This window comes from Methyloversatilis sp. XJ19-49 (genome assembly GCF_024580145.1).
In the GTDB taxonomy this organism is placed as follows: Bacteria; Pseudomonadota; Gammaproteobacteria; order Burkholderiales; family Rhodocyclaceae; genus Methyloversatilis.
Map to the genome: position 1 here is coordinate 95,081 of NZ_JANINI010000009.1, position 12,348 is coordinate 107,428.

At 59.1% G+C, this 12,348-nt stretch carries 18 protein-coding genes; 13 read left to right on the forward strand and 5 right to left on the reverse strand.

Going from position 1 to position 12,348, the window contains the following annotated elements:
* Positions 1-57: 57 nt before the first annotated feature.
* Together NMQ16_RS12100 and NMQ16_RS12105 are read right to left on the reverse strand one after the other, a co-directional pair.
* Positions 58-438 (reverse strand): hypothetical protein, encoded by a 381-nt coding sequence (locus NMQ16_RS12100; protein WP_257080943.1) that lies wholly within the window; start codon positions 436-438, stop codon positions 58-60.
* A gap of 443 nt (positions 439-881) precedes the next feature.
* Positions 882-1,124 carry a helix-turn-helix domain-containing protein gene (locus tag NMQ16_RS12105; protein ID WP_257080945.1) on the reverse strand — a complete coding sequence of 81 codons (243 nt, stop codon included), beginning with the start codon at positions 1,122-1,124 and terminating at the stop codon, positions 882-884.
* Between the two features lie 105 nt (positions 1,125-1,229).
* Here NMQ16_RS12105 and NMQ16_RS12110 point away from each other — a divergent pair, with 105 nt between their 5' ends.
* The 6 genes from NMQ16_RS12110 (at position 1,230) to NMQ16_RS12135 (ending at position 4,423) form a co-directional block, all read left to right on the forward strand.
* Positions 1,230-1,898 (forward strand): S24 family peptidase, encoded by a 669-nt coding sequence (locus NMQ16_RS12110; protein ID WP_257080947.1) that lies wholly within the window; start codon positions 1,230-1,232, stop codon positions 1,896-1,898.
* Between the two features lie 10 nt (positions 1,899-1,908).
* Positions 1,909-2,076, forward strand: coding sequence for a hypothetical protein (locus tag NMQ16_RS12115; RefSeq protein ID WP_257080949.1), 168 nt, complete (start codon positions 1,909-1,911; stop codon positions 2,074-2,076).
* A 1-nt stretch (position 2,077) separates the two neighbouring features.
* Positions 2,078-2,302: a DNA-binding transcriptional regulator gene (locus NMQ16_RS12120; RefSeq protein WP_257080951.1), complete on the forward strand. Its 225-nt coding sequence runs from the start codon at positions 2,078-2,080 to the stop codon at positions 2,300-2,302.
* 145 nt (positions 2,303-2,447) lie between these two features.
* Complete coding sequence (locus NMQ16_RS12125) at positions 2,448-3,212, forward strand: TIGR04255 family protein (RefSeq protein ID WP_257080952.1); 765 nt, start codon at positions 2,448-2,450, stop codon at positions 3,210-3,212.
* 13 nt (positions 3,213-3,225) lie between these two features.
* A complete protein-coding gene (locus NMQ16_RS12130; protein WP_257080953.1) occupies positions 3,226-3,744 on the forward strand; it encodes a hypothetical protein in 519 nt (172 codons plus the stop codon).
* Positions 3,745-3,748: 4 nt separating this feature from the next.
* Entirely contained in the window at positions 3,749-4,423 is a 675-nt protein-coding gene (locus NMQ16_RS12135; protein ID WP_257080954.1) for a hypothetical protein, read from the forward strand.
* Between the two features lie 265 nt (positions 4,424-4,688).
* On the opposite strand, the gene NMQ16_RS12140 is transcribed toward NMQ16_RS12135, so the two are convergent.
* The gene (locus tag NMQ16_RS12140; protein WP_257080955.1) at positions 4,689-5,048 is read right to left on the reverse strand and encodes a DUF4124 domain-containing protein; all 360 of its coding nucleotides are present in this window, start codon (positions 5,046-5,048) and stop codon (positions 4,689-4,691) included.
* A gap of 192 nt (positions 5,049-5,240) precedes the next feature.
* Here NMQ16_RS12140 and NMQ16_RS12145 point away from each other — a divergent pair, with 192 nt between their 5' ends.
* From NMQ16_RS12145 to NMQ16_RS12175, 7 genes are all read left to right on the forward strand, one after another.
* Complete coding sequence (locus tag NMQ16_RS12145) at positions 5,241-5,594, forward strand: hypothetical protein (RefSeq protein WP_257080956.1); 354 nt, start codon at positions 5,241-5,243, stop codon at positions 5,592-5,594.
* A 224-nt stretch (positions 5,595-5,818) separates the two neighbouring features.
* Complete coding sequence (locus NMQ16_RS12150) at positions 5,819-6,682, forward strand: hypothetical protein (RefSeq protein WP_257080957.1); 864 nt, start codon at positions 5,819-5,821, stop codon at positions 6,680-6,682.
* The gene (locus NMQ16_RS12155; protein WP_257080958.1) at positions 6,679-8,334 is read left to right on the forward strand and encodes a YqaJ viral recombinase family protein; all 1,656 of its coding nucleotides are present in this window, start codon (positions 6,679-6,681) and stop codon (positions 8,332-8,334) included. Before NMQ16_RS12150 ends, NMQ16_RS12155 begins: the two co-directional genes overlap by 4 nt.
* A gap of 35 nt (positions 8,335-8,369) precedes the next feature.
* Positions 8,370-8,903 carry a KTSC domain-containing protein gene (locus tag NMQ16_RS12160; protein WP_257080959.1) on the forward strand — a complete coding sequence of 178 codons (534 nt, stop codon included), beginning with the start codon at positions 8,370-8,372 and terminating at the stop codon, positions 8,901-8,903.
* 32 nt (positions 8,904-8,935) lie between these two features.
* Positions 8,936-9,439, forward strand: a complete 504-nt coding sequence (locus NMQ16_RS12165) for a hypothetical protein (protein WP_257080960.1) — start codon at positions 8,936-8,938, stop codon at positions 9,437-9,439.
* A complete protein-coding gene (locus tag NMQ16_RS12170; RefSeq protein WP_257080961.1) occupies positions 9,439-9,642 on the forward strand; it encodes a hypothetical protein in 204 nt (67 codons plus the stop codon). The genes NMQ16_RS12165 and NMQ16_RS12170 overlap by 1 nt, the downstream gene beginning before the upstream one ends.
* The gene (locus NMQ16_RS12175; protein ID WP_257080962.1) at positions 9,642-11,306 is read left to right on the forward strand and encodes a DUF4942 domain-containing protein; all 1,665 of its coding nucleotides are present in this window, start codon (positions 9,642-9,644) and stop codon (positions 11,304-11,306) included. The genes NMQ16_RS12170 and NMQ16_RS12175 overlap by 1 nt, the downstream gene beginning before the upstream one ends.
* Before the next feature lie 35 nt (positions 11,307-11,341).
* On the opposite strand, the gene NMQ16_RS12180 is transcribed toward NMQ16_RS12175, so the two are convergent.
* Together NMQ16_RS12180 and NMQ16_RS12185 are read right to left on the reverse strand one after the other, a co-directional pair.
* The gene (locus NMQ16_RS12180) at positions 11,342-11,872 is read right to left on the reverse strand and encodes a hypothetical protein (RefSeq protein ID WP_257080964.1); all 531 of its coding nucleotides are present in this window, start codon (positions 11,870-11,872) and stop codon (positions 11,342-11,344) included.
* A gap of 72 nt (positions 11,873-11,944) precedes the next feature.
* Positions 11,945-12,277, reverse strand: a complete 333-nt coding sequence (locus NMQ16_RS12185; protein ID WP_257080966.1) for a hypothetical protein — start codon at positions 12,275-12,277, stop codon at positions 11,945-11,947.
* Between the last annotated feature and the right edge of the window lie 71 nt (positions 12,278-12,348).

Below are 12,348 nucleotides of genomic sequence, written 5' to 3' on the forward strand. Positions count from 1 at the left end.
AATCCGCCCACAGCATGCGCAAGCGGGGAAATTGTTGAACGATTGGCTGGGCGCGATTCATACCGAGCCCTTCAGCGTCGGCAGCAACGCAGACAGTTGCGCCAGCAGTTGCTCGGTCTGATGGATTGCGCGGGCGTGCCGCGTGATGTCGGTTTCGAGATACTTGGCGCTCAGGTACTCCACCACCGCGGCCGCGTCACCCGATGCCCGGATCCAGTTCTCGAGGTCGTCCACGTTGAACCGCTGCGTGTCGTCTTCCTTCGGGTTGAGCTTGCGCGACAGCATCGACGGCGACAGATCCATGTCCATCGCTATCGACTTTGCCGGCTTCTGATTGGCCGATGACCGGAACGCGATGTACTCGCGCAGCGTCGGGAAACGCTCGGGCAGCGCCGGGTCGAAATTGAGGGTGAGCTGGCTGCTGGAAACTGACGTCATCGCGTGTTTCCATCTATTGCCATCTCGGCACGCCACAAAAAAAGGAAGATGAGGGCATGAAAAGGGCGGTTTCCCGCGATGCCGATAGAATGGAAGTTCCACCAACCACCCATCGATAAAGGGGAAACCATGGACAAACAGCGAGCCACAGCGCGAGCGAACGAGCTTCTGATGACAATCCTCCAAAGCCAACCGGGATTGATCGAGAAGACGACAGTCACTCCAGCAGGAGGCACCGCAGCAGGGGCATTCATCACGTCGCTCCGCGCTTCTCTGATTGCGATGTACGAGGCTGACCAAGAAGGCTGATCTCTGTCGCGGCCGTGCTCGGGGCGATGTGGCCCCGAGCAACCGCGCGGATCGTGGTGAGCTTGAGCAGAAATCGTTCCAACCACGTCGGGTTCATGGCGATACCTCGATTGGATTGGAAAAGAGACTGGTGCTCATGCGGCGGCCGCTTGCGCCGATGAGTTTCGGATAACCGCCCAGTCGACGTCAGTACGCAGATCCTCGACACGCACGGCGCCACAGGACTCTCGCTCGATGTTGATGCAAGTCGACTCGGCGATCTTCTGGCCGCTGCTGATGGCTTTTCGCAGATATCCGACAGACGTTCCGCACCGGGTAGCGAAGTCGCGTTGCTCGGCGGTCGGCATGCCGTTCAGAAGAAGACGGAGCTTTTCCATTGGGGGACGAAGTTGATTTGCGTCCCTTTACGTTACCTTGAGGTAACACCATGGTCAATACCTTAAGGTTATTTACCGAAAAGTAACGCCCGGAAACAATGGTGCATGGACAGAGAACAGCGAAAAGAGCATCGCCGGCAGCGCTTCATCGCCCTGATCGACGAGAAGTTCGGCGGCAACCAGGCGCGCTTCGAGTCGAAGACTGGAGTGGCGGCGAGCCTTGCGTCTCGCTACATCAGCGGCAGCAAAGGCATCGGCGAAGACATGAAGGCGAAGATCGAGGAACAAGCCGGGGTTCCAGGATGGTTCGATGATTCAGAAAGCACGGCTGAGCTTTCACCAGAGCGAGGGCTACAGATCGACGTGTTGAGCGTTTCCGGATCCATGGGTTTTGGTGAACCGATACCGGATCATGAAACGGTGATCAACCGCCTGAACGTCGAGCTCGAATGGGTGCGGAAGCATCTCCCGTCTGTATCGAGCCCTGGAAACCTCAAAGTGATCAGTGGTTACGGTGACTCGATGGCGCCGACCTACAACGACGGGGACATCCTGCTGGTCGACACCGGGGTGCGGTCAGTCATGATCGACGGCGTGTATGTGCTCAGCGCTCACAACCGGCTGTACATCAAGCGGGTGCGCCAGCGCATGGACGGTCAGTTCGAGGTGTCGAGCGACAATCCCACGGTCAAGACGGTCGATGTACTGAACGGAGAGCACGAAGTGACGGTGCACGGCCGTGTGATGTGGGCCTGGAACGGAAGAAAACTCTGAGGGCATGCACTTGCAGAAACTGCTGAAGATTGGTCAGGTGGTGGGCGTTTTCGTGATGGGTCTGGGAATCGCTGGCGCGATCATCCCGAACGCAGGTATGGCGATGCTCCTTTTGCCGGGAGCCCTGCTGTACGCCGGCTGCCGCTTGACGCTGTGGATCAAGAGCGGGAAGGACTGAGATGAAGAAGAACCCCCTCGCAGATCTGGCGGCCTACCGCAAAAGCTTGAACGAGAACCAGACCGAGTTCTGGTCCCGCTTCGGCGTGACTCAATCTGGCGGTAGCCGGTACGAGAGTGGGCGCTCGCTACCGACCCCGCTTGCATTGTTGGTGCTAGCGTTCACCCGAGGCTTGTTGGATGATGCGGCGCTGAACGTGCTACGCAACAAACTGTCGTTACATTGAGCGCCTCGGTTAGTGATGCACGCAAGCTGCGTAGTGCCAAACAGTCGCTTATGTGGCAAAGAGGCAGTTGCTAAAATTTCGCCATTCTTACGAAGAGTATGAGGCCTAGGCTAACGAGCATAACTGTTCCTTCGATCGGATCCATATGAGTGCCTCATGGAATGCTGACCATCTGGTCACCGTGCAATCTAATAACTTAGATCGCTACAAGAAGAACTTTCTGCAACAAGCTGTGTGTGAGCTGAGATTTCCGACTCTTATGGAGCTCGGAGAGTCGCGTCCACCATCCGTATTGGTTAACGCGCTACGAAAAGAGTATCCACACCTCGAGCTAGCCAATGAATTCACAATTGGCCCTGGCGCTTCCAGTACCGGGGCTAACAATTCGCATATTTTCCGATCAGCTAAACTGAACTGGACGATTTCAATTAAAGAAAGTGCTTTGTCGATTGAAACATCGAGTTACTCAGGCTTTCCTACGATGCGATCGAAAATTCTCCAAGCGGTAGAAGCTGCAAAAGAGGTTATCGATACCGATTTCTTCACCAGAATCGGATTGCGTTATATAAATATAATTGAAAGTGGGGACGAGCCGGTTACGAGTTGGATAAATCCAGCTTTAGTTCAGACGCTTTTAAACGGGCCTTTCAAAAGCGTTTCGGAGTATGCGGGAAGGCTCCATCTTTCCGCTGACGACGGAGGCTGTTTGCTGCAACACGGAATCAGATATAAGCAAAATGCTAACAAGAGCTCCCCGATTTTGCCAGACTATACTATCGATATAGACGCGTATCGAAATACTGTATCAATTGCCGATACTGAGAGCGCCATCGACAAGTTGCATGAGCAAGCATTTGCATTGTTCGACTGGGCCCTTGCTGAGCCAGCCCGAAAATTCCTAACTTCTTAACTGAGATTAAGACATGGACTACGTCAGCCTAGCGCCAATTAACTCTGCTCAATCTGCATGGATTCAGTACGCGCCGTATGAACCCCCAAGGTTGAAGAACCATGAGGTTTTGTCAACCGGCACTGGCGCCTCGAAAAAATTCGAACTATTCGAGCTTAAGGAGGGCCCTACAGCGCCCACCATGTTTGTAGCTGATAAAGATTCGAAGACAGCTGCAGGTCAGGCAACGAAAGCAGAAGTTTCGATCAAAGTTAAATCGCAAGAATCGAATAATCAGAAGAGTTTTTTTGAAGCGTCGGATGTCACGATCGTTGCAAGGCAACGTGTCAAGCTCATGGCGGCGCGGTATGTACTTGATCATGAGTCGGTTGAAGTGCTGGCGCGGCTTGAGATATTAAACCGAAAGCTGATTGAGAAAGCCCCCAGAGTTTCTGCGGATCAAGTCGCTGCTCTGGAGGCCGCCCACGATACTCTTGCGCAAGTTAAGGCGAAGAAGGATGCTCGCGCCGCAAGATTTGGAATATCGGCCTAGCAGCATGACTTTGTTTCAGTATCCGAAAGACAGGCACCGGCGCACGCTCAATCCACGCCAGTTCAAACGTTATCGGACATACAAGCGCTATCTGCAGGTCGAGTTCAAGAGGGTTTGTGTCTATTGTAGGCAGCCGGACAGTTCTGCCCCTAACTTGAATTTTGGCGTTGATCATTATCGGCCAAAATCAGTGCCGAGATTCAAATCTTTGGTTTGTGAATACCAGAATCTTTACTATTGCTGCGGTGGTTGTAATACTCGCAAGAATGATTATTGGCCGATTGACGATGCAAAAGGCCCGTTTATTGTAGCGCCGTGTGAACACGAAATGGCTGCGCATTTGCGTTTTAATAGTAAATCTGGCCGAATCGAGGCGCGGTCGATTCACGGTGCGCATACCGAAGACCTGCTTCAATTAAATGATGAGGCGCTTGTTAGTTATAGATTGGGGGCTTTGAAGATAGTCGATTCGTTAAGGCGTGTAATGTCAGAAGCCGAGTCACTTATGAAAAAGCTCGAAGCAAAGTATCGGTTGGGGGAAATTACCTCGAAAGAGATCGACGAGGCGCGTGACGAGCATTTTGAAGAGCTTAACCAATTAAGAACGTTACTCGATGCGCATGAAGGGAGTTCGCCTACAAAGCCGATTCCTAAGAGTCGTTTAGGGGTTGCACTCTAGTAGGTACTTTTTTCCGATTTGTCGCCCTACGGTAGTCTCGGAAATTAATGCCTGACAAAGTTAATCTTTTAATGGTTTTGCTGAGAGTGAGTTTTGCGTCTCTCTTAAGCTTATACGCATAACCTCTAGGTTTGACACGAAAAGCTGGATAAAGAGAGCCCGCGCACACGCGGGCTTTTTTTCGTCAGCAGTCTCGCTTGATCTGGTTCTGCAGCGCAGGGATGCGCGCCTTCGCGCTGTTGTATTGCCAGTGCACTGCGCCGTTTCAAACTGTTGATTCGGCGACGTCGAGATCGCGCTTAAGGTCGCTGCAACGGCGTTCCTTGCGATCCGCCGCGAGATTATCCAGAGGTCTATTCGCTTCTCGGATTTCCTTCAGCCGCTGCTCGTTCTCGGCTTCGGCACGCTCCCTCTGCTTCAGGTTTCGGAACTGGCGATCCCACGCTTCGTCGCGCCACCCGTCCGGGGTATCACCCCGAGGCGGCTTGACGTTGACCGGCTGGGCGCTCGCACCCCAGGGCATGTCGGCAAACACGGTGTTGCCTTTCGCATCCTTGCACTTGTGAACCTGACCAAACGCCGGCGCGCAGACCAGCGCCAGCAGCAGCACGCCACTTCGAATCATGTTTTTACCCTCCCTTCGGTGCGAGCAAGTATAGGGGCGACCCTCTGGCCACCAGGCTCCCACCCGTATCACTTTCGTAGTCATCCGAAAGGATGAGGCAAAGAAAAATTACCCAAAGGTATTGACTAAAAAGTTACCGAAGGGTAATGTTAATCCCGTAGCGAACGCCAACGAACGCATACGGGGGGTGAGATGGTCAGCACGAAAGAAGCCGGACAGCCCGGCGAATACAGCTTCAAGGTGCGCGAGGACGTCGACTGCATGGTCACGGCCGCGTGCAGCGAAAACCCGGCGCTGATGCACATCGGCGAGCAGGGCGGGTTCGACGCGGTGATGCAGACGCTGCTGGTGGCTGGCTGCATGTACATGCGCGGCGCCCGCGGCATTCAGCCGGCCGACGATGCCGCCGTGATCGACGTTGCGAAGGCTGCCCAGGTGCTTGGCTTCGCACTCGTGACCCGGCCCGATGGCTCCATCGTGGTGGCGACGCCAGACGCTGGCCGCCCGGTCGGTGTGGTGGAACGCGATGCGCGGGTGACGGCATGACCTCCGCCCTGATTCTCCTCGGGGTAGTCGCGTTCGTCGCCATCGGCTGGTTCTGCGCGCGTGGCTTCGGCCAGTGCGCCGACGAAATGGGCGGGCCAGACGATGAGTAAGCGCGCCTTCAAGTTCCTGACCGACACCTTCTACTACCTGCGCCGCGGCTACGGCATCCGCAATGCCGTGCGGCTGGCGCGCATCACCCTCTGACCTCACAGGAGAACCACACGATGGGCAATGAAATCGTGGCGGGCAAAGCCTCGTCTGCAGGCTTCCTCGCCAACCCGCAGAACTTCGATGAAGCGATGCGCATAGCGCGCGTGCTCGCCGATTCGGACATGGTCCCGAAGGACTACAAGGGCAAGCCTCAGAACTGCCTGGTCGCTCTGCAGTGGGGCGCGGATGTCGGGCTGCCTGGCCTGCAGGCGCTGCAGAACATCGCGGTGATCAATGGCCGGCCGTCGATCTGGGGTGATGCAGCGCTCGCGCTCGTTCAGTCGCACCCGGCTTATGTCGGCCATCGGGAATGGATGGAAGGCGAGGGCGAAGCGCGCGCGGCGTGCTGCGCGGTGACCCGCAAGGGCGCACCGGAGCACATCCAGCGGTTCAGCGTCGCCGATGCGAAACGGGCCGCTCTGTGGGGCAAGACGGGGCCTTGGACGCAGTACCCGGACCGGATGATGCAGATGCGTGCTCGCGGTTTCGCGCTTCGCGATCGCTTTGCCGATGCGCTGCGCGGGCTGTCGATCGGCGAAGAGTCCCAGGACATCGCCGAGGTGGACATGGGCACTGCAGAGCGAGTGCCGGCGCCAGCAGCACCGCCGCAGCGGACGGAACCACCTCGTGCTCCCGCGCTGCCCGACTACGCCGATGACCGCTTCGCCGAGAACCTGCCGACATGGAAGGACTTGGTGGCCGCAGGACGCAAGAGCGGTGCCGACCTCGCTGCGATGCTGAGCACGAAGGCCATGCTCTCCGAAGCGCAGCGCGCCCAGCTGCTCGAGCTTGATAACTTTCCGCCCGCCGATCCCGCACCCGCTCTCACCGCTGATCAATCCGACTTCGTCGGCCAGATGGAAGGACACGACCAATGAAAACTCTGAACCTCATCCAGGGCTCGCCGGAATGGCACGCTCATCGTGCAACGCACTTCAACGCGAGCGACGCGCCGGCGATGCTGGGCTGCAGCCCGTACAAGACACGCACGCAGCTGATGGCAGAGCTGCATACAGGCCTGCAGGGCGACGTAGATCCGGCGCGCCAGCGGTTGTTTGACGACGGTCACCGCTTCGAAGCACTGGCCCGCCCGCTCGCCGAGCAGATCATCGGCGATGACCTTTACCCGGTGGTCGGCGAGGAAGGTAAGTTGTCGGCGTCGTTCGACGGCCTGACCCTCGACGAGCAGACCGCGTTCGAACACAAGAGCCTGAACAACGAGCTGGTCGCGATCCTCTCTCGCGAAGGTGTCACCGGTGCCGATCTGCCGCTGTATCACCGCGTGCAGATGGAACAGCAGTGCATGGTGTCCGGCGCGAAGCGCGTGCTGTTCATGGCCAGCCTGTGGGACGAAGACGACCAGCTGGCAGAGGAAATGCACTGCTGGTACTACCCGGACCCGGCGCTGGCGATGCAGATCGCCGCCGGTTGGTCGCAGCTCGAGCATGACCTGCAGAGCTTCAAGCCGGTACCGGTCGAGGTGAAGCCGGCTGGCCGCGCACCGGAGACGTTGCCCGCGCTGCACATCGAGGTGACCGGCGCTGTTACCGCCAGCAACCTGAAGGAATTCAAGGCGCAGGCGCTCGCGGTGTTCAAGGGAATCAACCGCGAGCTGAAGACCGACGAGGACTTCGCCGACGCAGAGAAGACGGCGAAGTGGTGCGGCGACGTCGAGGACCGGCTGAAGGCAGCGAAGCAGCACGCGCTGAGCCAGACGGCGAGCATCGACGAACTGTTCCGCGCAATCGACGACATCAGCGAAGAAGCACGCCGGGTCCGCCTGGATCTGGACAAGCTGGTGAAGGCGCGCAAAGAGTCGATCCGCGAAGAAATCGTGGTTGCCGGCATCGACCTGTTCCGCGATCACATCAAGGCGCTGAACTCGCGCCTTGGTAGCCCGCTGATGCCGGCGATCCATGCGGACTTCGCCGGTGTGATCAAGGGCAAGAAGAACCTCGAGAGCATGCGCGACGCAGTCGCCACCGAGCTCTCGCGCGTGAAGATCGCCGCCAACGAGGTGGCCGATCGGATCCAGATGAATCTGAGCAAGCTGCGCGAGCGCGAAGAACTGTCGTTCCTGTTCCCCGACGTGCAGCAGCTTGTGCTGAAGGCGCCGGACGATCTGGCCGCGGTCATCGCCATGCGCATCACTGATCACGAACGGAAGGAAGCGGAGCGGCGCGAAGCAGAGCAGAGCGCTGCCGAGGCGATCAAGCGTGCGGCTGAGCCGGTACCGGCTGCTGCTCCGGCGCCGGTTCCTGCACCGGCGGCCACTGCGCAGCCGGCCGCCGTCGCGCCGCAGCCCGAACTGATCGCGCGCACCGAAGAGCAGCCGACGCTGAAGCTGGGTGTCGTGTGCGAGCGCCTCGGCTTCAACGTCACTGCCGACTTACTCACAGGACTCGGCATCCAGGCGCACGTCGAGCGCAGCGCAAAGCTGTACCGCGAATCCGACTTCTCCCGGATCTGCGCCGCCCTGGTGGCGCACATCCAGAGCGTCGCGCAGCAGCCGGCAAAGGTCGCCGCCTGAACCGTCGTCTCACCCCAACACTTGGAGCACACCACATGAACACCACCACCATCGAAATGATCCCCTGCGACTCGTCGCAGATCGAAGCCTTCGGCTATGACGCCGAGTCGCAGATCCTCGCCATCCGCTTTCCGGGCCGCGGCGCGACGCCGGGCAGCGTCTATCACTACGCCGACGTGCCGGCGAACGTGTTCGAAGCTATGAGCGGCGCCGAGTCGAAGGGCAAGTTCTTCGGCGGCCAGATCCGCGGGCACTACGCCTACGAGAAGCAGCCGGACGCCAATGGCGTCGTCTTCGGCCTGACCACCAAGCAGGAACCGAAATACACGACGGCGACGAAGGACGGTCGCCTGGTCAATCGCGCCACCGGCAAGGCGATCCCGGACGACGAACCAGTGTTCGTGCTGCGCGCTCAGGACGCGCTGGCTCTTCCAGCGCTGGAGGCCTACGCGGCGCTGGTCAGTGACCACACGCACGCCCATGCGGTCGAGCAGCGAATCGACGCATTCATCAAGTTTGCCGACGCTCACCCCGAGCGAACGAAGCTGCCCGACACCGCTGCAGCCTGATCACCACCCGACACCGAAGGACCACACACATCATGTTCAGCCTCGATAAGCAGGAATCCACCCTCACCAGCGTCAATCCGCGCGCCGAGCTGCACGGCGAAGACAAGCACCTCGCCGTCGACTTGGGCTTCGCGATCACTGTCAGCAACGACGTGCTGAGCGAGTTCGACCCGGCGCTGAAGAACGCGCTGTATCGCGTGGCTGATGCCAGCGACAGCGACATGTTCAAAGATGAACCCGGCTACCTGCCGAAGCTGCGCTTCCCTCTGCTGGGCTCGCTCAAGTGGGGAAAGGAATATGCCGGCTACTCCATCACTGTCCATTACGGGGTCAGCGGCAACGACATTCACATGGGCGACTGCGACGTCGACAAGTTTCGCTTCGACTGCAAGGACGGTGGATCCGTCGGGGTGTCGTTCCGCGTGATCGCGCACCCGAAGTCAGAAGACCTTGGCCGGCTGTGCGAAATGATCCAGCAGGGTGTCACGCTGTCCCTGGTGGCGCCGGCGGATGACATGGCCGGGGGCGACGAGTAATGATCACCGAGACCATCGAATGGATCACCGACGAAGCGCTGCCGGACGCCGAAGAACTGGTGCTGGTTGAGATCGAGGGCGAAGGCGTGTGGCCAGGCAGCTGCGACGGCCACCACTGGATCAACGCTGACGGGTTCCCGATCGAGAGGGAACTGATCATTGCTTGGGCGCGCATGCCGCTGGGCTCGAAGGACGGTGTTTGATGCACGCCGACCGTGACGTGATCACTGCCGCCCGCGAGGGCGAGTTTCTGGACGACATCGGGCAGTTCTTCGCGCCGACTTCGACCGATATGGTCGACGGACTGGTGGCCGGCTATCGGCAGGACCGCGCACGGATCGAAGCGGCTGCTGCGTTCATCAACGGTCCGGAGTGCGCGTGCGTCCTGAACTACTTTCTGGACGGAAATTCCGATCGGGATCGTGGCCGCATGTCGCTGTCGTCGGCGGCGAGCAAGCTGTTCCAGGAGGAGGGCGCTGTCGCTGCGCTGAACTCGAAGTACTGGTCCAAGGCGCTCGCGCTGACTGATGTCTACGACGCCATGCCGCAGGACCGCAGGAACCAGTGGAACGCAGTCATCGATGGACAAACCGCGCCGGACTTTGAAGAAGAGGCTGTCCGCGCGACGCTCTTGGATCTGCTCAACAGCCGCGCCAAGTTCCTTGCCGAGCGCGTCGACGGCATCTTCCGCGCGCTGTCCGGCAGCCACGTGACGAACTGCCCGGAGGGATTCGGGCGCCGGATGATCATCGCTCACCTGATCACCAGCTACGGCACGACGAACACCGACCGCGTCGGCTACATCAATGACCTTCGCTGCGTGATCGCGAAGTTCATGGGCCGGGATGAACCTAGCTGGAATGCCACGTCGGGCGTAGTCGGGATGGCGCGCCAGCAGCGCCGCGGCGAGTGGGTAACGCTGGACGGCGGCGCGCTGCGCCTGCGCGCCTACAAGTGCGGAACCGCGCACCTTGAAGTGCATCCGGACATGGCATGGCGACTGAACTGCGTGCTGGCTCACCTGTATCCGCTAGCCATCCCCTCGCAGTTCCGCCAGCGGCCGAAGAAGAACCCGAAAGACTTCGTGATGATGGGCCGGCCGCTTCCATTCCGCGTCGTCGAGGCGTTGAGCGGACTGGAGGAGGCCTACCTTATGGAGAAGAACACCGGACCGCAGGCGTGGCGACAGGAGTTCGTTCGCAAGCGGATACGCAACGGCTTGCAGCTGCGCTATGGGCGTGTCGACGACAACGTTCTTCAGGCGGAAATCGACCGCGTGATGGCTTACCTGGGCGGCGTGAAGACGGAGAACGACCGCAGGTCGCATTACTACGCCTTCGATTACGACGCGCACGATGTCGTCGCCGAGGTGGTCGCATCCGGCTGCATCCCGGACCAGAAGTCACACCAATTCTATCCGACCCCTCCGTCCGTCGCTCAGGCGGTCATTGAGGCTGCGCAGATCGGCCCGGAGCATATGTGCTTGGAGCCTAGCGCCGGGACGGGAGCGCTGGCCTCGCTGATGCCCAAGGATCGGACGACGTGCATCGAGATCAGCGCGCTGCACTGCGCTGTGTTGACGGCAAGGGGCTACTGCGCCGTTCAGGCTGACTTCCTGAAGATCCACGAAAGACAGCTATACGACCGCATCGTGATGAACCCGCCCTTCGCCGACGGTCGAGCTCAGGCGCACACCGAGCACGCCTACTCCCTGCTGAAGACGGGCGGCCGCCTGGTCGCCGTCCTGCCAGCGTCGATGCGTGGCCGGGACTTCCTGCCGGGAGTGACCGATTGGTCGCGCACCTACGATAACGAGTTCGCCGGCACCAGCGTGTCGGTGACCATCATGACAGCGACCAAACAATGAAGCGCAACGACGTCCTCACTCAGCCGGGTGCGGTTTCAGTGACGTACGGCCGAATTGAAAACATCGAGTGCCCAGGAGAGCCTACGCTGAATACTCAAGAGGTCCGACTTGGTTCCTTCGCTGTAGACCAAGCCACGTCCTCGAGCAGCTTCCGAGAGTTGATCGACAATATGCAGCATGAGCTTTACGTCGCGGCGAGTGCGCAGCAACTGCACTCGGAGCCGCGCGTCTGTGATCGTGTGTATATCGAAGGTCTCCAAAGCTTCGAAATTGCACTGAAGCGTAGTCCTGTCGAAGGCCGTCCGCAAAAAAAGCTCTCGCATCCGCACATCGTCAAACACAAAGAGTACGTCGCTCACCAATTTGTGCGTTTGCTCGCTGAGTTCAATGATGACTTTGAGCGCGATGTTCCACTCATCGTTGGCAGCATCTCGAGCACGCTTAGCTTCAAGACGATGCTGGACGTGGATTGCATAGATCGCGCCGATGATGGCGACTATCGATCCAATCGCTTGAACCCACGCAGCAACATCGGACGAATCCGAGCCCGCGTGGAAGGCGATCATCAGAAGGAAGCTGAGTACGAGTGCGAGGCATGCGACTGCAAATGGGAGATAGTCTCGATCAAACATTCGCAGTCAGTTCATTTTCGGAAGGATCTGCAGCGTCGGCGTTGGCTTGCCGTCCAAATCCACGCTCTGCAAGGTTTCGTGATTGCCCTTCGTCGTAGTGACAACGACACGGTCCCCCGGTGCGTAGGTACCACTCGCTTCGTCCCAGTGCAACGTCACTGCAGTGTCTCCGCCGACAAGGTTGTTGACCAGATCGTCAAGCCCCAACGGAAGAAAGTCGGTCGTGGGCAGCAAACCAGGCGGGGATTCCGGATCCGGCTGCATGAATCCCACGACGCATACGTCGTCGATCGAGCCGTCAGCATTCAGACGCACATGGGTTACGCCGAACTTCGCCATAAGAATCTCCTGGACTGGACAGTTCGCTCAGTTTATTCCCATCGCCTACAAGGCGTGCGGACCAGTCCGAC